Genomic DNA, 22,893 nt, shown 5'->3' on the forward strand with positions numbered 1-22,893 from the left:
CGTGGCGGGGGACCGGGCGGCGGCCGGGCCGGCGCCCGAGACCGCGGGGCAGCGCTTCTGCTGGCGCGTGCTCATGTCCTTCGCCGTCACCGGGATCGTGGTCGCGCCGTTGATGGCCACGGCCGGCACGGACGCCTCCGGGGCGGTGGCCGCCGACGGCGGCACGGGCGTCTACTCCGACGACCCCGCGGTCGCGCAGCCCTCGACCTACGCCCGGCTGACGCCGTCCTTCGGTGTCCCCGGCACCCCCGACGGCTTCCTCTTCCCGGGCTTCGGGACCACGGCCTCCTCGTCGCAGCGCGCCACCGGCGGGCCCGCGTCCCCGGCCGGGCTGACCGGCATCGCCGGCTCGGTCGCGGCCGCGACGGCCGGTGCCGCCGCGCCCGCCGCGCCCGCTCCCGCCGTCCCCGCCGCTGCTCCGGCGCCCGCCGCCCCGGCCGCCCCCGCGGGTGGCCGCGCCCCCGCCGGCTCCGGCTCGTCGGGCGGGACGGGTCCGTCCGCCGGCACGACGGCGCCCGCGGCCCCCGCAGCCCCCGCGCCGGCCCCGGCGCCACAGCCCTCGCCTCCGGCCGTTCCGAGCGCACCAGGCCCGCTCGACCAGGTCGTCGAGCAGACCACCGGCACCGTGGGCCAGGTCGTCGAACAGACCACCGGGACGGTCGAGAGCGTGCTCGACCAGACCACCGTGACGCTGGAGAGCACCGTCGACGGCGTGACCGGCGGACTCGGCCTCGGCGGCGGCAGGTAGCCGCTGCCCGGTCCCGGGCGCGCGGATAGGTTCCTGTCATGAGCGCCCGCGACGACGTCTCGGAGATCTTCGACAGCGCCGCGTGGCAGCCGGTCGACGGGTTCGACTTCGGCGACATCACCTACCACCGCGCCGTCGACGCCGGCGTCGTCCGGATCGCCTTCGACCGGCCCGAGGTGCGCAACGCGTTCCGCCCGCAGACCGTCGACGAGCTCATCACCGCGCTCGAGCACGCCCGGCTGGCCACCGACGTCGGCTGCGTCCTGCTCACCGGCAACGGCCCGAGCCCGAAGGACGGCGGCTGGGCGTTCTGCTCCGGCGGTGACCAGCGGGTGCGCGGGCGTTACGGCTACGAGCACGAGGTGGGCCGCAGCAGCGGCCGGCTGCACGTGCTGGAGGCGCAGCGGCTGATCCGGTTCATGCCGAAGGTCGTCGTCTGCGTCGTCCCCGGCTGGGCCGCCGGCGGCGGGCACAGCCTGCACGTCGTCAGCGACCTGACGCTGGCCAGCGCCGAGCACGCGCGGTTCAAGCAGACCGACGCCGACGTCGGCAGCTTCGACGGCGGCTTCGGCTCCGCCTACCTCGCCCGCCAGGTGGGCCAGAAGTTCGCGCGCGAGGTCTTCTTCCTCGGCGAGGAGTACTCCGCCGAGGACGCGCACCGCATGGGCATGGTCAACCGCGTCGTCCCGCACGCCGAGCTGGAGCGCACCGCGCTGGACTGGGGCCGGCGGATCGTGGCCAAGAGCCCGACCGCGCAGCGGATGCTCAAGTACTCGTTCAACCTGATCGACGACGGCCTGGTCGGCCAGCAGTTGTTCGCCGGGGAGACGACCCGGCTGGCCTACACGGCCGAGGAGGCCGTCGAGGGCCGCGACGCCTTCCTGGAGAAGCGCGACCCCGACTTCTCCCGCTTCCCCTGGCACGTCTGAACGGAGGACCCGTGATCGTCGAGGTGGTGGGCGGCGCCGACGAGCGCCCCGAGGTGCGGGTCGTCGACACCGACGACCTGACCGGGCTGCACCTGGCCCTGGGTCAGGTGACCGACGAGGAGGCCGACGAGGTGCTGCGCGAGGCGGGCCTCGGGCGGCTGCAGGACGACGGGACCGGCCTGCTCGACGCCGCCGCGCTGCGGGCCGCCGCCGAGCCCGACGCCGACGTCGCCGACTGGGGCGAGCGCTGGGACCGGATGGTCGAGCAGGCCCGCGACCAGGGCTGGGGAAGCGACGACGGCGCCACCCTCCAGGTGCACGTCGAGGGCGCGGCGGGCGCCTGAGACGGAGGTCTCGGCGGACCGGTCGGGTGACGATACGGCCCCGGTCGTTGTGGTCACTCCACTGACAGGTCAGGATGAGACCGTGCGCAACCTGATGTCGTGCGAACGAGTTCGCTCGTGAGTGGCACCCCCGGCCGCCCGCTGAGCGCCGAGCTGTCCGAGCAACTGGTCGCCGTTGCGGTCGACATCCTCGCCGACGAGGGCTGGGGCCGGCTCAACAGCGACCGGGTCGCGGCCCGGGCGCGCGCGGGAAAGGCCGGCATCTACCGGCGCTGGCCGTCGATGGCGGCGCTGGCACGGTCGGCGGTCAGCCGCTTCACCCTGGTCCACGCTCCCGAGGACGAGGGCTCGATGCACGCCGACCTCGTCGCCCTGGTCGCCTCCTGGCGCCGGCCGCTGTCCCGCGAGGAGCGGGCGGTGGCCAGCCTCGTCGGTGCCGCCCGGCACGACGAGGACCTGCGCGCCGGGCTCGAGGCCGCCCTGGTACGCCCGCTGACCGAGGTCGTCGAGGTGCTGGGCGAGCGCTGGGCCGCACGGGGCGAGGAGGTGCCGGCCGAACGGCTGGCGCTGCTGCGCTCGGTGCTCGAGGCCTTCTGGTGGCAGCGGCTCACCGCGGCCGGCGACGGCGGGATGGTCGCCGACCGCGTCGAGCAGGTCGTCGACGACGTGCTGCTCCCGATCGTGGTCCCGTCCGCGGAGCCCGCCCGCCGCTGACGCCGGCCCCGGGCGACCGGGGAGCGGGTCAGACGGCGCGCAGGGCGCGGGTGGTGTCGTCTGCCAGCGCGGAGCTCACCAGGTTCGCCTCGTAGCCGGAGAGCAGCCGCTCGGCCAGCGCGCGCGTGGCCGCGGCGACCTCGGCCGCCTGCTCGGGTGCCGGCATCGGCGAGCGCGGCTGGGTGACCAGGATGCGCGTGACCGCCAGCCACGTGGCGGCGACCACCGCGGCCGCCGTCCGCGGGTCGGCGGGGACGGGGCGCTCGGGGCAGGGGCCGGTCCAGGCCTCGATGAGGGCCTCGCGCAGCCGGGCCTCGGCGGTGTGGTGCAGTTCCCGCTCGGAGGCCTGCAGCGCCGGGGAGCGGTCGAGGTCGGTGACGGTGCAGCGCCCGGTCGGGTCGGCCAGCCGCTCGACGAAGCGCCCCACCGAGGCGACCAGGTGCTCACGCAGCGCGGTCAGCGCGGACACCCCGGCGGGGCGCTCCCGCACGGCGGCCGCCGGCCCGTCCACCCACGGCGTCCGGTCGGCCCAGTAGAGCTCCTCCTTGGTCGTGAAGTGGTTGAAGACCGTCTGCACCGCGACGTCCGCCGCGGCGGCGACGTCGGCGATGGTCACGGCGTCGAAGCCGCGCTCGGCGAACAGTCGCTGGGCCGTCTCGCGCACGTGGGCGCGGGTGAGGGCCTTCTTCTGGGCCCGGCGGGACTGATCACTCACGGTGCGAAGGGTAGCAACGCTGCGTTGCTGGTCTCGTGGAAACGGAACGACATCATCCGGTCGGGGCGGGCCGCCGGCCGCCGCAGCCGCAGGTGGCACCGGGTGCCACCCCGCCGTCGGTCGCCGTCGCACCGTGGGGTTGGCTGGACGCCGAGACGACGGCGTCCGCGCGGGCGGGTGCCGGGCCAGAGGAGGGCCGGGGACCGGTGAGGACGCGGGGAGCGGTGCTGCGCGGGGCGGGCACCGAGTACGAGATCGTCGACCTCGAGGTCGTGGACCCCGGCCCGGGTGAGGTCCTGGTCGAGATGGCCTACGCCGGGCTGTGCCACTCCGACGAGCACCTGCGGCACTCCAACCCCGGCGGGCGGTACCCGATCGTCGGCGGCCACGAGGGCTCCGGCGTCGTCCTGGCGGTCGGGCCCGGCGTCACCTCCGTCGCGCCCGGCGACCACGTCGTCACGAGCTTCCTCCCCGCGTGCGGGCACTGCCGGTACTGCGCCACCGGCCGCTCCAACATCTGCGACGCGGGCGCCACCATCGCCATCGGGCAGCTGCCCACCGGCACCTATCCCTTCCGGCTGGACGGCGAGCCGCTGGGCGGGTTCTGCATCGTCGGCGCCTTCGCCCGGCACACGGTGCTCAGCGAGTTCTCCTGCGTGCGCATCGACCCGCACCTGCCGCTGGACACCGCGGCGCTGCTCGCCTGCAGCGTGCCCACCGGCTGGGGGTCGGCGGTCTACTCCGGCGGCACCCGCCCCGGCGACGTCGTCGTGGTGGTCGGGCTGGGCGGCGTCGGTGTCAACGCCGTCCAGGGCGCGGTGCACGCCGGCGCGGTGCACGTGATCGGCGTCGACCCGGTGGCGATGAAGCGGGAGTTCGCGGAGTCGCTGGGGGCCACGCACACCGTGGCCGACGCCCGCGAGGCCGCCCAGCTGGCCCGCGAGCTGTCCCGGGGCACGGGCGCCGACGTGGTGGTCGTGACCGTCGGGAAGATGTCGGCCGAGGTGATGGCCGGGGCGTCGGCCTGCCTGGGCAAGGGCGGCACGCTGGTGCTCACGGCGCTGGCCGACCACCCCCGCGAGGGGCACGTGGACCTCAACGGGCAGATGACCACGGTGTTCGAGCACCGCGTGCAGGGCTCGCTGTTCGGCTCGTGCAACCCCTTCCGCGACATCCCGATGCTGGCGCGGATGGCCGAGGAGGGGCGGCTGGAGCTCGGCCGGCTGGTCACCCGGCGGTACACCCTGGACGAGCTGAACCAGGGCTACCGGGACCAGGCGGCCGGCGAGACGGTCCGGGGCCTGCTGGTCCACGGCTGAGCGGCGGGGTGTCAGACCGCCCCGGCGCGGGAGGTCCGGTACCCGGGGACGGTCACCATCGGCGGCCGCTCGTCGACGGCGACCGGCGTGCTGACCGGCAGGAAGCCGCTGCCGTCGGCGCGGAACTGGGTGAGCAGCCCGCCCGCGCCGGACCGGCCGCTGCGGGCCAGCACCGTCGAGACCACCTGGCCGGCCATCCGGCCCAGCGCCTCCTGGTCCTGCGAGGTGTGCCGGCGCACGCCCAGGTCGACCTGCGCCAGCCCGTGCAGGCCCAGCAGCCCGAGCAGGTCGACCAGCAGCCCCACCTCCACGCCGTAGCCGGAGACGAAGGGCACCTGCTCCAGCGCCTCGCGCCGGCCGGCGTACTCCCCGCCCAGCGGCTGCACGAAGCCCGCCAGCTCCGGCCACAGGGCGTTGAGCAACGGGCGCGCGGTGAGCTCGGTGACCCGGCCGCCGCCCGCGGGCGTGATGCGGCCGTCGACCTCCAGCGGCCGGGCGTAGCAGCCCTTGACGTAGCCGACCTGCGGATCGGTCAGCAGCGGCGCGAGCAGCCCCGGCACGTAGTGCGCCACGTCGCCGAGCAGGTCGGCGTCGAGGAAGACCAGCAGGTCGCCGGTGGTGGCCGCGAGCGACTTCCACAGCGCCTCGCCCTTGCCCGGCCGGCTGCCGTGCGCGGGCAGCACGTCCGCGGCCGCGACGACGTCGGCCCCGGCGGCGCGGGCGACCTCGGCGGTGCGGTCGGTGGAGTCGGAGTCGACGACGACCACCTCGTCGACCAGCGGCACCAGCCGGACCCAGTGCGCGACCAGACCGGCGACGATCCCGCCGACGGTGGACTCCTCGTCGCGCGCGGGGAGGACCAGGCTCACCCGGTGGCCGCCGCGGCGCTTGGCCCGCAGCAGGCCGAGGACGTCGACGTCCCCGATCGAGCGGACGGCGGAGGTGCGGCCGGAGAACCAGGCGGCGGCGTCGGGTCGCATCGCCCCACTCTCCAGGAGGCCCCCGGCGCGCCGCCACGGGGCGGGCCGGTGTTCACGTGGCCGTAGCCGGGCGTTCCGCCGTCAGACGCGGCTGCGGTCGCGCAGGGCCGCGGGGCTGTCCGGCCCCACCTGCGCGCCGGCGCCGTCGGGCTCCGGGTGACCGAGCTCGGTCAGCCAGCCGCGCAGCACCCGGTGCAGGTGCTCGGCCCCGACGATCTCGCCGGGCGGCGTCAGGACCCGGGGGTGGGCGAGGAAGCCCCGCTGCTGCGGGCCGCCGAGCCCGCCGTGCGACCCGACGTGCGGCTCGAACGGCGAGGCCTCGTCGGTGTCCGGGTCGTAGCGGCTGTTGACCATGACGTCGGGGCAGTGCGGGAACGTGGACACCCGCGCCACCAGCGCGGGCGCGTGCTCGCCGTAGCCGGCCAGCGGGTCCTCGCCGACCACGACGCCGGTGGCCAGCCGGTGCAGGCCGTCGCGGCCGAGGACGACCGGCCCGTGCTCCTCGGAGTGCACCAGCACGAAGCCCACGCCGTCGTGGTCGACCAGCGCCGGCAGCAGCTCGGGCCAGTGGTGCTCGATCTCCTCCAGCGGCACCCGGCCGGGCAGGTCGGGGAACGAGACGCCGGCGGTGTGGCCGGAGACGACGACCACCACGCCCGGCGCCACCCGCGCGACCCGGGCCGGCTGCCCGGACGGCGTCCCGTGCGCGTGCTCGCCGGCGCCGGCGGACACCACCCGCTCCCGCAGCCGGCGGGCGATGAACCCGGGCCCGGACGCCACCTCGGCCAGCGCGCTGGTCACCTGCCAGCCCTCGGCCGGGCGGCGGCTGTCCCGCGGCTCGGCCCCGCGCCGCCCCGGCTCCGGCGTGCCGCCGCAGTGCCGGCCGACGAAGGACTCGATCGTCTCGCCGAACCGCTGCGCGAAGGCCTCGCCCTGGGTCTGGCCGTGGTCGGACAGCAGCACCACGTGGTACCGCCGCGGGGCGAGCTCGCCGGCGCGGGCCAGCCGGCCCACCTGCTGGTCGATGCTGCGCAGCACCTCGAGGGTGTCGAAGCGCTCGACGCCGCTGTGGTGGGCGACCTCGTCGTAGCCGAGGAAGTCGGCGTAGACGGCCGGGCGGCCGGCCATCATGTCCTCGAGGACGGCCGCGACGACGACGTCGCGGGCGATGACCGTCGTCCCCGGCCGGGCCAGCGGGTAGATGCCGCCGCGGCTGACCCGGGGCCGCACGTCGGCGCGGCGCTGCCGGGCGGCCGCGGACAGCTCCCGGTAGACGTCGGCCAGCGAGACGCCGAGCGTGCGCAGCGCGTTCACCGGGTTGGCGAAGTACGCGTAGTAGCCGGCGCCCACCCGCTCACGCCGCCGTCCCGACCGCCGCGGTACCACCAGCGGCAGCGCGCTCATGGTCAGGCTGACGTGCGGGGCGTCGCCGGTGAACAGGTTGCCGCGGCTGGCGCCGCCGCCGGCCAGCAGGCCGCGGCCGTCGGAGTGCCGCCGCTCCACCTCCGCGGCGTCGGTCGGGTGGGAGACCGCGACGACGTGGTCGCGGTCCTTCTCGTAGTAGCGGAACCCCAGGACGTCGTGGTTGGAGCCGTGCAGGATGCCGCAGACCGAGGCGCCGGTCTGCGAGCTCCAGTCGGTGTGCCACGAGGTGAGCGCGTGGCTGCCCGACCGCAGCCACGCGGCCAGGGTGGGCATCGACCCGTCGCGGACCGCGCGCCGGACGGTGTCGGCGCCCAGCCCGTCGATCTGCAGGAACAGCACGCCCGGCGGGCGGGGCCCGGCCGCCGAGGCGTGCGGGGCGCGGCGGCGGGCGCGGCGGAAGAAGAGCTCGTCCTCGTCGATCGCCAGCGCGCTGCTCACCACCGCCGTCACCGCCGCCATGGCGACGACGACCAGGGTGGCGGTGCCCAGGTCGGTGACCACGACGCCCGGGATCGCGAAGGAGACCGCGAGCACCCCCGCGCCCAGCAGCAGGAAGCTGCCCAGGCCGAGGGTGAACAGCGCCAGCGGCAGCGCCACGCGCATGACCAGCGGCCAGACCACGCCGGCGAGCAGGCCGAGCAGCAGCGCGGTCAGCGGCGGCTGCCACCAGGCGGGCATCGCGAAGCCGGCGAGCCAGCGGTCGAGGACGACGAGGGCGAGCGTGGCGAGCACCCAGGTGAGCAGCACCCGGGCCGGTGCGCGCCCGCGGCCGAGCACCCGGCCGTGCTGGTCCGCCCGGGGAGTGCGCGTCACGCCGGACCGCACGACGTCGGGCTGCCCTCGTCCTCCGGCTGCCGCTCCGGCTCGGCGTGCCGCCGGCGGCGGGACCCGACCAGGTTGAGGACCGCGCCGACGACGAGGACCAGCAGTGTCGCCACGAGGGTGGCGATCAGCGGGCTGTCGAAGATCCCGCCGCTGGCCACGCCGAGCAGCGCGTAGGCGACCGCCCACAGCGACGCGGCCAGCAGCGAGGCGGGCAGCAGCCGCCGCCACGGGTAGGCCAGCGCGCCGGCGGCCAGCAGCACGGGGATGCGCCCGGCGGGGAGCAGCCGCCCGGCCACGATGATCTGCCAGCCGTGCCGGCGGAACTGCCCGCGGACCTCCTCGATGCGGTCGGCGTGCTGCCCCCGCGCCACCCAGCGCACCGCGGCCGGCCCGCCGAAGCGGCAGACGGCGAAGGTGGTGACGTCGCCGAGCCAGGCACCGAGGGCGGCGACGACGAGCACCGCGACCAGGTTGAGCTCGTGCGCGGTGACCGCGAACGCGGCGGCGGCGCCGACCAGCGGCCCCGTGGGCACCACCGGGACGATCGACCCGAGCAGCACGCCGCCGAACAGGACCGGGTAGCCCAGCGACCCGTCGGTCCAGGCGGCGGCGAGGGCGGTGCTCATGCCGCGTCCGCCACGGCGGGGAGCGCGACCGGCCGGCCGGGCTCGGGGACGACGACGGTGGTGGGCAGCCGGCGGGCGGCGACCGCCTCCGCGAAGGCGAGCGGCGGCTCGGACAGCAGCCGGCGGTAGCGCCCGGCCAGGCCGGGGAGCGTGGTGCCGCCGCGGACGGCCAGGGTGCCCCAGTGCACCGGGACCGCGACCTGCGGGCGCACGCGCGCCACCGCCTCCGCGGCCCGCCCGGGGTCGAGGTGGCCCGGGCCGAGCGTGGGACCCCAGCCCCACACGGGCACCAGCGCGACGTCGACCCCGCGGTCGCCGATGCGGGTCATGCCCTCGAACAGGTCGGTGTCGCCGCAGGCGTAGACGCTGGACCCGGCGCCCTCCAGCAGGTGCCCGACCGCGACCGTCTCCGGGCCGTGCCTCAGACGCGGGCCCCAGCGGTGGCCGCTGTGCACCGCGGGGACGGCGGTGACCCGCAGGCGGCGGTGCACCAACGACTCACCGGGGGCGAGCTCGTCCACCCAGCGGACGCCGCGCGAGCGCAGCCACGCGCCGGCGCCGCGCGGCACGACCACGCGCACGTCGTCGTCCAGCAGCCGCAGGCTGGGCAGGTGCAGGTGGTCGGCGTGCAGGTGGCTGACCAGGACCAGGTCGGCGTCGGCCCAGGCGGCCGGGGACGGGAGGGGGACGACCCGCCGCAGCGGGCCGAGGGAGCGGGTGAGGACCGGGTCGGTGAGCACCGTGGACCCGGCCAGCTCGACGCGGACGGTCGAGTGGCCGATCCAGTGCAGCCCGGGACCCTCCACGCGGCCAGTATCGACCCGGGCACCGACGGGCCCGGGGACGCCGCTCCCCGTCCGGGGCAGCGGGCCCGGCGCGCCGCTCCGGGTGCGGCGGGGACGGATGCGTTCCACCATGCCTCCCATGACCTCAGCGGGGGCCCCGGGGTTGCCACGGCCGGCGCAGGACCTGTCCGGCGAGCTGCGGCGCATGGCGCTGCACCTGGAGACGGCGGCGGTGCTGGAGCTGCGCGCCCAGCGCACCACCGACCCGGTGCAGGTCGTGGTGCTGCGCCGGCGCGCCGAGCAGCGACGGCAGGAGGCGGCCCGCCTGCGGGAGCGGCTGGCCGCCTGCGGCGTGGCCCTGCCGCTCGGGCAGCGGGCGCCGGGCGCGGCCCCCGCGTGACCCGGGGGCGCTAGCGTCGCGTCCGTGGCCACCTGGGCGGACGTGCGGCGGCTGGCCCTCGCGCTGCCCGGGACGACGGAGGGCACCTCCTACGGCCGGCCGTCCTGGGAGGTCGGCGGCCGCGCCTTCGTCTGGGAGCGCCCGCTGCGCCGCGCCGACGTCGAGCACCTGGGGGACGCCGCACCGGAGGGCCCGGTCCTCGGCGCCGCCGTCGCCGACGAGGGCGTCAAGCACGCGCTGGTCGCCGACGACCCCGCCGTCTACCTGACGACGCCGCACTTCGACGGGTACGCCGCCGTGCTGGTGCGCCTGGACGCGATCGACGTCGCCGAGCTCGGGGAGCTGGTCACCGAGGCGTGGCTGGCGAGGGCGCCGGCCCGGCTGGCGCGCGAGTTCCCCGCCGGGCGGTAGCCCCTCCCGGTACCGGGCGGTACGGCGCCGCGCGCGGACCCCTGGCCGGGCGGTTCCGGGTCTGGCATGTTCCGCCGCCGTCCCGAACCCGTGATCACAGGAGATCCCGTGCGTCTGCGCCCCCTCGTCGCCGGCACCGCCCTCGCCGCGACGTCCGTCCTCGCCCTCGCCGCCCCCGCCGCCGCGGCGCCCAGGCCCGCCTACGAGGCCGACGTCGTCGGCGTCGTCCAGGGCGACCGCGGTGACCGCACCGTGGCGCAGGTCCAGGTCCGCTACCGCTGCGCCGCGGGTGAGGACCTCGGCCTGTGGGTGTCGGTCAAGCAGACCGCCGACCGCACGGCCGACCCACGCCTGGAGCAGGAGGGCAGCAGCGGCATCTCCGCGGCGTGGAGCCAGAGCCACGGCAACTCGTTCACGTGCGACGGGCGCACTCGCGTGGGCACCTTCACCGTCGACCACCTGGAGTGGGGCTTCGGCGAGCTGGCCCGGGGGCAGGCCTACGTCCAGTTCTGCCTGACCGACCCCGACGCCCCCGGCCCGGAGGGCCTGCTGCTCAGCCACACCGAGTTCGTGCACGTGCGCTGACCCCGGCGGACGCCGCGGTACCGGCACGACCGGTACCGCGACGTTCCGCGCGCCGGATCGCGCCGGGAGTGGCAGAGTCCACAGGGTGAAGACCTGGCTCGACGCCTGGCCGGTGTTCCGGCAGCTGACCGGCCCCGATCCGCTCGGGCGCGGCAGGGCCGCGCGGAGCAAGGCGACGGAGGACGTGGTGAGCCGCACGGCCACCGCCGACCGCGTCGTCCAGAGCGTCTGCCCGTACTGCGCCGTCGGCTGCGGGCAGCGGATCTTCGTGAAGGACGAGCAGATCGTCCAGATCGAGGGCGACCCGGACTCCCCGATCAGCCGCGGCCGGCTCTGCCCCAAGGGCAGCGCCAGCAAGTCGCTGGTCACCAGCCCGACCCGCGTGACGACGGTCAAGTACCGCCGGCCGTACGGGACGGAGTGGGAGGACCTCGACCTCGACACGGCGATGCACATGATCGCCGACCGCGTGCTGGAGGCCCGGCGCAAGGGCTGGCAGGACGAGAACGACGGCAAGCGCGTGAACCGCACCATGGGGTTGGCGAGCCTCGGAGGGGCGACCCTCGACAACGAGGAGAACTACCTCATGAAGAAGCTGTACAGCGCCCTGGGCGCCATACAGATCGAGAACCAGGCGCGCATATAGCACTCCGCCACGGTGCCCGGTCTGGGTGCCTCGTTCGGTCGTGGGGGTGCCACGAACTCCCAGGAAGACCTCGCGAACTCCGACTGCATCGTCATCGAGGGTTCCAACATGGCCGAGTGCCACCCGGTGGGTTTCCAGTGGGTGAGCGAGGCCAAGGCGCGCGGCGCGAAGGTCATCCACGTCGACCCGCGGTTCACCCGCACCAGCGCGATCGCCGACCTGCACGTGCCGCTGCGCATCGGCACCGACATCGCGTTCCTCGGCGGGCTGATCAACCACGTCCTCACCCACGACCTGTACTTCGAGGAGTACGTGGTCGCCTACACCAACGCCGCCGCGCTGGTGCGCGAGGACTTCGTCGACGCCGAGGACCTCGGCGGCCTGTTCTCCGGCTTCGACCCGGAGAACAACACCTACGACGAGTCCAGCTGGCAGTACGAGCCGGAGGAGCCGCCGCACTCGGGCTCCGACGACCCCGCCGGGGCCGCCGCGCAGGACGAGCTCGAGGACCACCCGCAGATCCGGAAGACCGACAAGGCGCAGGCGGCCGGCAGCGGTGGCCCCCCGATCGCGGCCAAGCCGAAGCGCGACGAGACGCTGCAGCACCCGCGGACGGTCTTCCAGGTCCTCAAGCGGCACTTCGCCCGCTACACCCCGGAGATGGTGGCCGAGGTCTGCGGCATCGAGCCGGAGGTGTTCCTCCAGGTGGCCCGCTGGGTCACCGAGAACAGCGGCCGCGACCGGACGACGGCGTGGGTGTACTCGGTGGGCTGGACGCAGCACAGCGTCGGCGCGCAGTACATCCGCACCTGCTCGATCCTGCAGACGCTGCTGGGCAACATCGGCCGTCCCGGCGGCGGCATCCTGGCGCTGCGCGGGCACGCCAGCATCCAGGGCTCGACCGACGTCCCGACGCTGTACAACCTGCTGCCCGGCTACCTGCCGATGCCGCACGCGCTGCAGCACCAGTCGCTCGACGACTACTGCGCCGACGCCGCCGGCAAGGCCGGCTTCTGGGGCAACAAGCGCGCCTACATGACCAGCCTGCTCAAGGCCTGGTGGGGCGACGCCGCGACGCCGGAGAACGACTTCGCCTTCGGCTACATGCCGCTGATCGACGGCGACCACAGCTCCTACCGCCAGATCAAGGACATGATCGAGGGGAAGATCTCCGGCTACTTCCTGGTCGGCGAGAACCCCACGGTCGGCCACCCCAACGGCCGGATGAACCGGTTCGGACTGGCCAACCTCGACTGGTTGGTCGTCCGCGACCTGCAGATGATCGAGTCGGCGACCTTCTGGAAGGAGTCGCCGGAGATCGAGACCGGCGAGCTCGCCCCGGAGACGATCGCCACCGAGGTCTTCTTCGTGCCCGCGGCGTCGCACGCGGAGAAGGAGGGGACCTTCACCCAGACCCAGCGGCTGCTGCAGTGGCGGCACAAGGCCGTCGACCCGCCGGGCGACGCGAAGAGCGACCTGTGGTTCTACTTCCACCTCGGCCGCATCCTGCGCGAGCGGCTGGCCGGCTCGACCGACCCGCGCGACCGCCCGCTGCTCGACCTCACCTGGGACTACCCGACGCACGGTCCCGACCAGGAGCCCAGCGCCGAGGACGTGCTGCGGGAGATCAACGGCGTGGGCCCCGACGGGCGTGCCGTCTCCGGGTACATGGAGCTGAAGGACGACGGGTCGACGTCGTGCGGCTGCTGGATCTACTCCGGCGTCTACGCCGACGAGGTCAACCAGTCCGCCCGCCGCAAGCCCGGCCGCGAGCAGGGCCAGGTCGCCTCCGAGTGGGGCTGGGCGTGGCCGTACAACCGGCGCATCCTCTACAACCGCGCCTCGGCCGACCCCGACGGCAGGCCGTGGAGCGAGCGCAAGAAGTACGTCTGGTGGGACGAGGAGGCCGGCCGCTGGACCGGCGCCGACAACCCGGACTTCGAGGCGACCAAGCGGCCGGACTACGTGCCGCCGGAGGGAGCCCGGGCGCAGGACGCGATCGGCGGCGCCGACCCGTTCATCATGCAGGGGGACGGGAAGGCGTGGCTGTACGCGCCCGCGGGCGTCGTCGACGGGCCGCTGCCGACGCACTACGAGCCGGCGGAGTCCGTCGTCGAGAACGCCCTCTACAAGCAGCAGGCGAACCCGACGATCGAGCGCATCGAGGGCCCGTGGAACCGGGAGAACCCGCCGCTGAGCCCGGTCTTCCCGTTCCAGGTGACCACCTACCGGCTCACCGAGCACCACACGGCCGGCGGGATGAGCCGGACGCTGCCCTACCTGTCGGAGCTCCAGCCGGAGTTCTTCGTCGAGGTCAGCCCCGAGCTGGCCGCGCTGCGCGGGCTGGTCAACGGGGAGTACGCCACGCTGGTCAGCACGCGGACGGCGATCGAGGCGAAGGTGCTGGTCACCGAGCGGATGCGCCCGATCCGGCTGCGGGACGGCCAGGTCGTGCACCAGATCGGGATGCCCTACCACTGGTCCTACAGCGGCATCTCGACCGGCGACTCGGCCAACGACCTGCTCGGGATCGTGCTCGACCCGAACACCCACATCCAGGAGGACAAGGTCAGCACCGCCGACATCGTCCCGGGACGGCGCCCGCGCGGGCCCGAGCTCATCGAGTTCGTGGAGGGCTACCGGCGCCGCGCGGGCGTGGGGTCGGGGCGGGTCGGGGTCAACGGCCGCGACCCGGTCGCCGCCGAGGCCGGCGAGGGATCCCAGCAGTGAGGAGACCGGCATGACCCCGATCAGCTCGGCGAGTGCGGCGTTCACCGGGCACGACCCGGAGAACCGGCTCTACGGGCCGGTGCCGGACGTGACCGGGCAGGCCGGCTACGACCCGGACCACCCGGCGCGGGTGGGCTTCTTCACCGACACCTCGGTGTGCATCGGCTGCAAGGCCTGCGAGGTGGCGTGCAAGGAGTGGAACACGCTGCCGATGGACGACTCGCACGGCGTGCGCGACGTCATCGGGTTGTCCGGGATGTCCTACGACAACACCGGGCAGCTCGGGGCCAACTCCTGGCGGCACGTGGCGTTCATCGAGCAGTCCCGCACCGTTGACCTGCCGATGCCGACCTTCGGCCGCCCGGGCGACGACCGGCAGGGCAGCGGCCCGTCGGTGGCCGAGGGCGACAACGACGGCAGCCTGGCCGCGGCGCAGCAGTCGAGCGTGCTCAACGCCGAGGCGCTGTCGGAGTTCGACCCGCAGACCGGGCAGAGCGGCACCGACAAGCAGATCCGCTGGCTGATGAGCTCCGACGTCTGCAAGCACTGCACGCACGCCGGGTGCCTGGACGTCTGCCCGACCGGGGCGCTGTTCCGCACCGAGTTCGGGACCGTCGTCGTGCAGGGCGACATCTGCAACGGCTGCGGCTACTGCGTCATCGGCTGTCCCTACGGTGTCATCCAGACCCGCAAGGGCGACGGCCGGGCCTTCAAGTGCACGATGTGCTACGACCGGCTCACCGACGGGCTGCAGCCGGCGTGCGCCACCGCCTGCCCGACGCAGTCGATCCAGTTCGGCAACCTCGACGAGCTGCAGGCCCGCGCCGACGCCCGGCTGGCGACGCTCAAGTCGCAGGGAGTGGAGACGGCGCGGCTCTACGGCCGGGACGAGGACGACGGCGTCGGCGGCGCGGGCGCGTTCTTCCTGCTGCTCGACGAGCCGGAGGTCTACGGCCTGCCGCCGGACCCGGTGGTCACCACCCGCGACCTGCCCTCGATGTGGCGCGCGGCGGCGGCCGGCGCGGCGATGATCGCCGGCGTCGTCATCTCGTCGTTCGTCGGACGGAGGCCCCGATGATCGGCCGGGAGCGGCAGGAATGGCCGTTCCTGCCGGAGGGGGACCGGTGACGGAGGGGCTGACGACACCGGGCGCGGGCTGGCGGCGGGCCGACGGCCCGGCGGCGGAGGCCCGCGGCAAGCGGCGGCGCAGGGGCGGGCGGCGCGGCGGCGGCGGCGAGGTGCCGATGGTCGAGGACGCCCGGTTCACCTCGTACTACGGGCGCCCGATCATCAAGTCGCCGGTGTGGAAGTCGCCGGACGTGCCGCTGTACCTGTTCCTCGGCGGCATGGCGGGGTCGTCGTCGATCCTGGCGGCGGTCGCCGACGTCACCGGTCGGCCGGTGCTGACCCGGGTCGGCCGGTACACCGCCGGCGGCGGCGCGATCGCCTCGGTGGTCTTCCTCATCCACGACCTCGGGCGGCCCGAGCGGTTCCTGCACATGCTGCGGGTGTTCAAGCCGACCTCCCCGCTGTCGGTCGGCTCCTACATCCTCGCGCCGTTCGGTGCGGCGGCCGGGGCGACGGCGGCGGTCGAGCTGCTGGGCTGGTTCCCGCGGCTCAAGCGCTTCGGCGGCGTGGTGTCGGCGCTGTTCGGCGGGCCGCTGGCCACCTACACCGGCGTGCTGCTGGCCAACACCGCGGTGCCGTCCTGGCACGCGGCGCACCGGCAGCTGCCGTTCGTCTTCGGCGGCTCGGCGATGGCGGCCGGCGGCGGGATGACCATGGTGTTCACGCCGGTGGCCGAGGCGGGGCCGTCGCGGCGGACCGCGGTGGCCGGCGCGGCGATCGAGCTGGCCGTGATGCACCGGGTGGAGAACGACCACGGGATCGTCAGCGAGCCGTACCACGAGGGCCGGGCCGGGGCGCTGCTGCGCGCGGCGAAGGCCTGCACCGCGGCGGGCGCGGCGCTGACCGTCGTCGCCGGACGGCGTCGGGCCGGTGCGGTGGTGTCCGGGCTGCTGCTGGCGGCCGGCTCGCTGCTCACCCGCTTCGGCGTCTTCGAGGCCGGGCTGGCCAGCGCGCGGGACCCCAAGTACACGGTCGTCCCGCAACGCGAGCGGCTCGCCGCCCGGCAGAACGGCCACGCGCCGACCGTCACCCGCTGATCCCCCTCCGCGGCGGACGCCGACCACCGGGCGACCGCTCGTGCCCTCGGCTGCCGAGGACCGTCGTCACCTCGACGTGTGGGCGGACGGCGACTTCCACGGCCGGACCCGCCGGGTCGATGCCTCAGGCAGCCCCGCCAGCCGCCGGCGGAGTGACGGTCCTGTCTGTGGTGACGCCGGCTCGCCCGGCGCGGTGCAGTCAGGGTCCGGGGCGCGCAACCGTTCGGCGAGCCATGCGGCGTCCGCGGCGACGAAGCCCAGGAAGTGCGAGCTGCGCGAGCGTTGCCAGGGCAGTCCGAGGAAGACCAGGCCAGGCACGTCGCTGACACCGGCGACGTGCCGGACCTGCCCGTCGAGGACCACTCCGGGAACGTCCAGCCATGGGTACTCAGGGCGGAACCCGGTGGCCCAGACGACCCCGGCCACGTCCACGGTGGTGCCGTCGGCGAATCCGACGGTGTCGCCGCACGCGCTCACCGCACGCGGGCGGATCCGGACACCACTGGCACGCAGGCGTCGCCACGACGTACCGATGACGATCTCGACGCCGGCGCCCTGCCGCGCTCCCGGATGCCGCTGCGAGGCGACGCCACCGGCCCGGATGCGCCGCCACACGCTGTCGACGAGCGCCCCGCGGCGGGAGGGGGGCCGGATCGGCCCCTCGTCCGTCGGCCTGGCGACCAGCCCCAGCATCGTGAGCCACCAGAAGAGATCTCGGCCGAGCGGCCGCTGCGGCATCATGTACGGCCGCGAGCCGAGCGCGATGCTGACCGTGCGGCCCGAGGCGGCCAGCTCCGCGGCGATCTGGACGCCGGAGTTCCCGGCACCGACGACGAGCACCGGCCCGTGTGGCAGATCGGCGGGCCGTCGGTAGGCCGAGCTGTGCAGCTGGACGACGGTCGGTGCCAGGCCCCCGGCGAGCGCCGGCACGTGGGGCGCGACGTAGGAGCCGGTGGCGACGACCACCTGGGAGGCGGTGAGCGTCCCGGTGGTGGTCTCGGCGATGAACCGGCCGTCGGGCGACCGGTGGAGACGGACCACCCGGGTCTGCAGGCGGACGGGCAGCCCGAAGGTCCGGGCGTAGCGCTCCAGGTAGTCGGCGACCTCGTCCTTGGTCGGGTAGGTGCCGGCGGGGGCCGGGAACGGAGAACCGGGCAGGGAGTTGTACTCCGCCGGGCTGAACAACCGCAGCGAGTCCCACCGTGAGCGCCAGGCGTCCCCGATGCGGGAGCCCGCGTCCACGACGAGGAAGGGGATCCCGACCCGTCGCAGGTGCCAGGCCATCGCCAGGCCGGCCTGGCCTGCGCCGATGACGAGGACCTGGACGGTGACGTCCTCCTCGGGGTGGAGCGGCGCGGTCATGGGCAAGCACGGTAGGTCAGCCAGGGAGTGCCGGGGTGGGTTTCCCGCTCGCCGGTCCCGGTGCCCTCGGGGCCTCGCGGACGCACACCCGAGCAGAGGTCGCCTCCCGTCGCCCCGTCCCCGCGACGCAGGTCCACGACCGCCAGGCCGTACCCCGGGGCCGCGCCGACACCTCAGGGAGTGCGTGTCTCCCGCGCCGACGGGCGGGCTACCGGCGTCGGATGACGAACAACTTGCTGTTGATCTGCCGGACGTCGTCGAGGCCTGCTCTCGCGAGATGTCCGAGAAGCGCGGGAAAGTCGTAAGGGGAGCCGGGCTCGTGGTCGAGGTCCACCTGCCCCACCACCGCCAGTTCCTCGACGGCGGTGGAAAAGAGGACGTCCCCCACCGCGCCCTCGACATTGATCTTCAGCGCGATCTCGATACCTGGGTGTTCTGCCGCCACTCGGCGCAGGATGTCGGGGAGGGTCACCATCGGCACCTCTTCGACCGACACCGAGTCGATCATCTCGCTGTGCAGGGAATGCGCCCACGACTCCTCGGCGATGAACAGTTCAGCCGTTCCTGTCGATCGGCCCACCGCCGCCTGCACACACGTCCATGCCGCCGCTCGACAATTCTGCTGCTGCGCCTGCACGAGGGCGTGGAAGTTGTCGCTCTGCGGCTCGTACGAATACACGTGCGCCGCTCCCTGAGCCAGGGCCCATGCCGAGAAATAGCCCTTGTGTGCTCCCAGATCGACGATCACGCGCCCACGGCACGTCATGGGGAACGCGTGCTGCCCCCAGATGTAGCCGAGAGTGAGGGCGTCGACTCCATAGGAGTCCCTCCCGAGGACGACCGGCCCGCCCGGAAGGGTGATCAGGTCGTCCTGTCGCGGTGGCCGACCGGCGACCAAGCGGAGTGACGCGCGCACGAGCTGAGCTCGGGCGCGTAGGGGGATGTCACTGCCGAGCGTCGTGAAGAAAGCGAGCTTTCCGGCGAAGTATGTGCGTTTGAGTACCGGCCGTAGCTGTGTCGGAACTCTCTGAAAGGAGCGTTCGAGCAAGTCCCCGTTCACCGTGCGTGCGTATCAGGAGTCTCGGATCCCGTCCAGAGGAGTCCGCCTCTGATCGTCGTCCCGCTTCTCCGGTGATCAACTTTCTGTCCGCTGCCACGGAGATGCGAATGGTGATTTCCGGGTCACCTGGTGTAGTCGCTTCCGGATTGACGTCGGACCCGAGCGGCGAGTCGCGGACGCAGCGAGAGAGGCAGCCACTCTGCGTGACGAAATCACAAAAGGTGGGATTTCGTCTCGTCAGCCCTTGACGATGCTCCTGGCACGACGCAAAGTCCTTCCCCTGTCAAGCACTCACACGAGATGAGTCGGGCTGTAGGAGACAGGCCGGCTCCGCTCAAGCGGGGGTCAGACGTGTTTGCCATGGGAGCGAACCGCGGGCGGCACCACTGCGGTGGCAGTGATGCACCTGACCGATGCGACGGCGGGCGCCGAGCTCCCTACGGCGGGGGTGTCGGCCACCCCGCGGACACGAGCCGCAGGCCGGGTGCAGGAGGCATGCGGGGCCCTGCGGCTCCCGATCCCGCACCGAGCCCCCTCGGCCCATTCCGGTTCCAAGAAGCGCGAGCCCCGGAGGCCACCCGTGAACACCTTGACCAGTCCCGTCATCAACCCTGACGGTGTGGAGCGCCAGGCTCCGCAGACGAGCGTCCAGCCGCGGGAGCCGGGGGACGCGGTGGCCGGACCCGAGGCGCCGCTCCCCGTGCCGACCACTGCTTCGGCGAGAGGCCGCCCGATCGTCAGCCTGATCATCCCGACGAGGAACGAGGCGGCGAACATCGCCTGGGTCCTCGAGAACGTCCCCGACCGTGTCGACGAGGTGATCGTGGTCGACGGGCGGTCCACCGACGCGACCGTCGTGACGGCACGGTCGTGTCGGCCCGGCATCCGGGTGCTCGAGCAGGAGGGGATCGGCAAGGGAGACGCCCTGCGGACCGGCTTCCGCGCGGCGCGTGGCGACATCATCGTCATGATCGACGCCGACGGCAGCATGGCGCCCAGCGAGATCCCGCACTACGTGCACTTCCTCGAGAACGGCTACGACTTCGTCAAGGGCTCGCGCTTCATCGGAGGCGGGGGCTCTCGCGACATCAGCCCCACCCGACGGATGGGGAACGCGGTCCTGGTGCACCTGGTCAACGGCCTCTACGACGCGCACCTGACCGACCTCTGCTACGGGTTCTGCGCCTTCCACCGTCGGTACCTCGACTACCTGGGGGTCTCCACGCCCGGCTTCGAGGTCGAGGCCAAGATGATCGTCTCGGCCATCAAGTCGGGGCTGCGGATAGCGGAGGTCCCCAGCCTCGAGATGCCGCGTCGGTTCGGCCGGTCCAACCTGCGGACCTTCCGTGACGGCACGCGGGTTCTCCGCACCGTCCTCCGGGAGCACAACTCAGGGCTCAGCGGCCACGCCGTCCAGCAGGTCCGGTCGATGGTCCATCGTCCCGCCGGGACGACCTCGGTCGCACTGACCCCTGCTCCGCGGCCGTGAGCGCCGTCCCGGGCGAGGAGGCCGCCGAAGCACTCGACGGCCTCCGATGAGACGGTCGGCGGAACGCCTGGCCGGTGCTGCGGCCATGGCAGCGACCGGCCACCTGGCCGGAGTGGCGATCGCCACGGACCAGCACGCGCTGGTGGAGGGACTGGCCGTCGCGGCTCTCCTCGCCGGCCCAGGGGTCACCACCGCGGCCCTCCTCCGGAGGGTGACCGTGTGGACCCGGCTCGTGTGTGGACTCGCGGCCGCGATCTGTGTCAACGGCATCGTGGCGGAGGTCATGCTCGTCCTGCACCTCTGGTCCATCCCGGGCGGGGCCACCGCGGTCGGCGTCATCAGCGCGGCGCTGTGGCTCGTCGCCCCGGCTCTCCGGGACGACGCCGTGGCCGCCGTCTCCCCGCCTGCCCCGGACCCCCGGGTGGCGTCGTGAGGATCACCGTGGTCCCACCCGGCGAGCTGGGCGAGCCCGAGCTGGGAGCCTGGCGCACCTTCCAGCAGCAGACACCGGCCCTGGACAACCCGTTCATGGCGCCGGAGTACGTCCGCGCGGTCGGCGCGGTCCGGCCCGCGACCCGTGTGGCGGTGCTCGAGGACGGTAACGCGGTGGTCGGCTTCTTCCCGTTCGAGCGCCGGGGCCTCGGCTACGGGATGCCGATCGCCCCGACCCTGACCGAGTGGCAGGGCGTGGTGCACGCGGTCGGCCTCGACTGGGATCCCAGGCGGTTGCTGCGGGCCTGCGGCCTGGCGACCTGGGAGTTCGACTGCCTCGCCGAGGGGCAGCGGCCGTTCGCGCCCTTCGAACTCTGCCGTGTGCCGTCGCCGGTGATGGACCTGCGTCAGGGCTACGACCACTACCTCGCTGAGCGCCGCCGTGCGTCGTCGCGGATCCGGGACCTGCCGCGCCGGCGTCGACGGCTCGAACGCGAGGTCGGGCCCGTCCGGTTCGAGTTCGACGCCCGGGACCCGCAGGCGCTCCGGAGGCTCATGGCGTGGAAGTCGGCGCAATACCGCCGAACCGGCCGGACCGACCGCTTCGCCCGGCCCTGGATCGTCGAGCTGATCGAGACCATGCTCGAGACACGGGCCCCGGGGTGCACCGGCCGGCTGTCGATCCTCCACGCGGGCGAGCACGTGGTCGCGGCGCACTTCGGCGTGAGCTCGTTGCGGGTCCTCCCCACGTGGTTCCCCGCCTACGACGTCGGGTCCCGGCCGTACTCGCCCGGGCTGCTGCTGCACCTCGAGATGGCGCGGGCGGCGTCCGCCGTCGGCATCTCCACCGTCGACCTGGGCCGTGGCGCCAAGGACTACAAGGAGTGGCTCAAGAGCTACGACCTCGTCGTCGCCGAAGGGCGCGTGCACCGGGCCTCGGCCGCCGCCGCCCTGCACTGGGCGCGCCGGGAACCCGTGCGCCACCTCCGGCAGGTCGTCCTCGAGAGCCCCGCGCTCTACCAGGCGGCCGACCGGGCCCTCGTGGGCTACGCGAAGTTGCGCGGCCGGCCCGGCCGGAGGACTCCCGGACCCGGCGACGGTGGTGCCGGGGGCAGGAGACAGCGGTCCGACGGGGTGCACCGGCCCCACCGACAGGAGGTGTCGTCATGAGCACCGCGAGCGCAGCCCGGGACCGGCGCGCAGCGCCGTCGCCGGAAGAGGTGCCGGCCTCGCCCCCGCCCCCGCCGATCTCCGTGGTCATCTGCGCGTACACCGAGCAGCGCTGGGACGACGTGCTCGCCGCCGTCCGGTCGGTGGAGGAGCAGCGGCTGCGCCCGCTCGAGGTCATCCTCGTCGTCGACCACAACCGCCCGCTCCACGAGCGGCTGCGAGCGGCGCTGCCCGACGTCCGCGTCGTCGAGAACGAGGGTGAGCGCGGCCTGTCGGGAGGCAAGAACACCGGCGTCGCGCTGGCCCGCGGCGACGTCATCGCCTTCCTGGACGACGACGCGGTGGCCGAACCGGAGTGGTTGCACTGGCTGGGAGCCGGCTACACGGGCCCGGACGTCATGGGCGTCGGTGGGCTGACCCTCCCCTCGTGGGAGACCGGTCGCCCGGCCTGGTTCCCGGCGGAGTTCGACTGGGTGGTGGGGTGCACCTTCACGGGTCGGCGTCCCGGCGTGGTCCGCAACCTGCTCGGCGGCAACGCCTCCTTCCGCCGCGAGGCGTTCGAGGTCGCGGGCGGCTTCGTCAGCCGGCTCGGCCGGTCCACCAGGAGCAGCCGACCACTCGGCTGTGAGGAGACCGAGTTCTGCATCCGGGTCGCACAGCAGCGCCCGGGATCGGTGTTCCTCTTCGAGGACCGTGCGGTCATCCGGCACCGGGCACCCGCGGACCGCGAGCGCTTCTCCTACTTCCGTTCCCGGTGTTATGCCGAGGGCCTGTCCAAGGCCGTCGTCACCCGGAGCGTGGGCGCCGGCGACGGGTTGTCGGCAGAACGCTCCTACGTCGCGCGCACCCTCGGCCGGGGGATGGCCCGGGGGCTGGGGGAGGCGCTGCGCGGGGACGGCGCAGGTCTGGCCCGCACCGGCGCCATCGCGGCCGGGCTGCTCGCGACCACGGCCGGTTACGCCGTCGGCCTGGCGCAGTCGCGCCCGGTGCTACAGGGGGAGGCCGGCGACACGTGAGTCGGAGGCCCGTACCG

The 22,893-nt window shown here is 74.3% G+C and carries 21 protein-coding genes and 1 pseudogene; 15 read left to right on the top strand and 7 right to left on the bottom strand.

All coding sequences use genetic code 11. The features are described from left to right. The first annotated feature begins 1 nt into the window (after position 1). The 4 genes from ACI798_RS17675 (at position 2) to ACI798_RS17690 (ending at position 2,735) form a co-directional block, all read left to right on the top strand. The gene (locus tag ACI798_RS17675; RefSeq protein WP_456941404.1) at positions 2-748 is read left to right on the top strand and encodes a hypothetical protein; all 747 of its coding nucleotides are present in this window, start codon (positions 2-4) and stop codon (positions 746-748) included. Between the two features lie 38 nt (positions 749-786). After that, on the top strand, positions 787-1,677 hold the full coding sequence (locus ACI798_RS17680; RefSeq protein WP_456941403.1) for a 1,4-dihydroxy-2-naphthoyl-CoA synthase: 891 nt from the start codon (positions 787-789) through the stop codon (positions 1,675-1,677). Positions 1,678-1,688: 11 nt separating this feature from the next. Beyond that, positions 1,689-2,021, top strand: a complete 333-nt coding sequence (locus ACI798_RS17685; protein ID WP_456941402.1) for a hypothetical protein — start codon at positions 1,689-1,691, stop codon at positions 2,019-2,021. 117 nt (positions 2,022-2,138) lie between these two features. Next, positions 2,139-2,735: a TetR-like C-terminal domain-containing protein gene (locus tag ACI798_RS17690; RefSeq protein WP_457048542.1), complete on the top strand. Its 597-nt coding sequence runs from the start codon at positions 2,139-2,141 to the stop codon at positions 2,733-2,735. Positions 2,736-2,763: 28 nt separating this feature from the next. On the opposite strand, the gene ACI798_RS17695 is transcribed toward ACI798_RS17690, so the two are convergent. Further along, complete coding sequence (locus ACI798_RS17695) at positions 2,764-3,450, bottom strand: TetR family transcriptional regulator (RefSeq protein WP_456941400.1); 687 nt, start codon at positions 3,448-3,450, stop codon at positions 2,764-2,766. Between the two features lie 206 nt (positions 3,451-3,656). Between ACI798_RS17695 and ACI798_RS17700 the strand changes: the two genes are divergently transcribed. After that, positions 3,657-4,769 carry an NDMA-dependent alcohol dehydrogenase gene (locus tag ACI798_RS17700; protein WP_456941399.1) on the top strand — a complete coding sequence of 371 codons (1,113 nt, stop codon included), beginning with the start codon at positions 3,657-3,659 and terminating at the stop codon, positions 4,767-4,769. An 11-nt stretch (positions 4,770-4,780) separates the two neighbouring features. On the opposite strand, the gene ACI798_RS17705 is transcribed toward ACI798_RS17700, so the two are convergent. From ACI798_RS17705 to ACI798_RS17720, 4 genes are all read right to left on the bottom strand, one after another. Next, a complete protein-coding gene (locus ACI798_RS17705; RefSeq protein ID WP_456941398.1) occupies positions 4,781-5,749 on the bottom strand; it encodes a glucosyl-3-phosphoglycerate synthase in 969 nt (322 codons plus the stop codon). An 81-nt stretch (positions 5,750-5,830) separates the two neighbouring features. Beyond that, positions 5,831-7,987: a phage holin family protein gene (locus tag ACI798_RS17710; RefSeq protein ID WP_457048543.1), complete on the bottom strand. Its 2,157-nt coding sequence runs from the start codon at positions 7,985-7,987 to the stop codon at positions 5,831-5,833. Continuing rightward, the gene (locus tag ACI798_RS17715; protein WP_457048544.1) at positions 7,984-8,625 is read right to left on the bottom strand and encodes a DedA family protein; all 642 of its coding nucleotides are present in this window, start codon (positions 8,623-8,625) and stop codon (positions 7,984-7,986) included. The genes ACI798_RS17710 and ACI798_RS17715 overlap by 4 nt, the downstream gene beginning before the upstream one ends. Further along, positions 8,622-9,431, bottom strand: a complete 810-nt coding sequence (locus ACI798_RS17720; RefSeq protein ID WP_457048545.1) for an MBL fold metallo-hydrolase — start codon at positions 9,429-9,431, stop codon at positions 8,622-8,624. The genes ACI798_RS17715 and ACI798_RS17720 overlap by 4 nt, the downstream gene beginning before the upstream one ends. Before the next feature lie 118 nt (positions 9,432-9,549). Here ACI798_RS17720 and ACI798_RS17725 point away from each other — a divergent pair, with 118 nt between their 5' ends. From ACI798_RS17725 to nrfD, 6 genes and pseudogenes are all read left to right on the top strand, one after another. Then, the gene (locus tag ACI798_RS17725; RefSeq protein WP_456941394.1) at positions 9,550-9,810 is read left to right on the top strand and encodes a hypothetical protein; all 261 of its coding nucleotides are present in this window, start codon (positions 9,550-9,552) and stop codon (positions 9,808-9,810) included. A gap of 24 nt (positions 9,811-9,834) precedes the next feature. Next, the gene (locus ACI798_RS17730; protein ID WP_456941393.1) at positions 9,835-10,221 is read left to right on the top strand and encodes an MmcQ/YjbR family DNA-binding protein; all 387 of its coding nucleotides are present in this window, start codon (positions 9,835-9,837) and stop codon (positions 10,219-10,221) included. Positions 10,222-10,329: 108 nt separating this feature from the next. Beyond that, positions 10,330-10,806: a hypothetical protein gene (locus tag ACI798_RS17735; protein ID WP_457048546.1), complete on the top strand. Its 477-nt coding sequence runs from the start codon at positions 10,330-10,332 to the stop codon at positions 10,804-10,806. Positions 10,807-10,891: 85 nt separating this feature from the next. Then, positions 10,892-14,182 (top strand): annotated as a pseudogene (gene fdh, locus ACI798_RS17740) (formate dehydrogenase). 10 nt (positions 14,183-14,192) lie between these two features. Next, a complete protein-coding gene (locus tag ACI798_RS17745; protein ID WP_456941391.1) occupies positions 14,193-15,260 on the top strand; it encodes a 4Fe-4S dicluster domain-containing protein in 1,068 nt (355 codons plus the stop codon). Between the two features lie 46 nt (positions 15,261-15,306). After that, a complete protein-coding gene (gene nrfD / locus ACI798_RS17750) occupies positions 15,307-16,347 on the top strand; it encodes an NrfD/PsrC family molybdoenzyme membrane anchor subunit (protein WP_456941390.1) in 1,041 nt (346 codons plus the stop codon). Between the two features lie 66 nt (positions 16,348-16,413). Here nrfD and ACI798_RS17755 read toward each other — a convergent pair whose 3' ends face one another. Together ACI798_RS17755 and ACI798_RS17760 are read right to left on the bottom strand one after the other, a co-directional pair. Beyond that, entirely contained in the window at positions 16,414-17,709 is a 1,296-nt protein-coding gene (locus ACI798_RS17755; protein ID WP_456941389.1) for a flavin-containing monooxygenase, read from the bottom strand. A gap of 208 nt (positions 17,710-17,917) precedes the next feature. Further along, positions 17,918-18,457 carry an FkbM family methyltransferase gene (locus ACI798_RS17760; protein ID WP_457048547.1) on the bottom strand — a complete coding sequence of 180 codons (540 nt, stop codon included), beginning with the start codon at positions 18,455-18,457 and terminating at the stop codon, positions 17,918-17,920. Positions 18,458-19,469: 1,012 nt separating this feature from the next. On the opposite strand from ACI798_RS17760, the gene ACI798_RS17765 reads away from it, so the two are divergent. From ACI798_RS17765 to ACI798_RS17780, 4 genes are all read left to right on the top strand, one after another. Continuing rightward, a complete protein-coding gene (locus tag ACI798_RS17765; RefSeq protein ID WP_456941387.1) occupies positions 19,470-20,258 on the top strand; it encodes a glycosyltransferase family 2 protein in 789 nt (262 codons plus the stop codon). Between the two features lie 85 nt (positions 20,259-20,343). Then, positions 20,344-20,691: a hypothetical protein gene (locus tag ACI798_RS17770; RefSeq protein WP_456941386.1), complete on the top strand. Its 348-nt coding sequence runs from the start codon at positions 20,344-20,346 to the stop codon at positions 20,689-20,691. Beyond that, positions 20,688-21,860, top strand: a complete 1,173-nt coding sequence (locus tag ACI798_RS17775; RefSeq protein ID WP_457048548.1) for a GNAT family N-acetyltransferase — start codon at positions 20,688-20,690, stop codon at positions 21,858-21,860. The genes ACI798_RS17770 and ACI798_RS17775 overlap by 4 nt, the downstream gene beginning before the upstream one ends. Beyond that, positions 21,857-22,876, top strand: a complete 1,020-nt coding sequence (locus ACI798_RS17780) for a glycosyltransferase family 2 protein (protein WP_456941384.1) — start codon at positions 21,857-21,859, stop codon at positions 22,874-22,876. Before ACI798_RS17775 ends, ACI798_RS17780 begins: the two co-directional genes overlap by 4 nt. The last annotated feature ends 17 nt before the right edge of the window (positions 22,877-22,893 follow it).

Source organism: Geodermatophilus sp. SYSU D01045, from assembly GCF_054050295.1.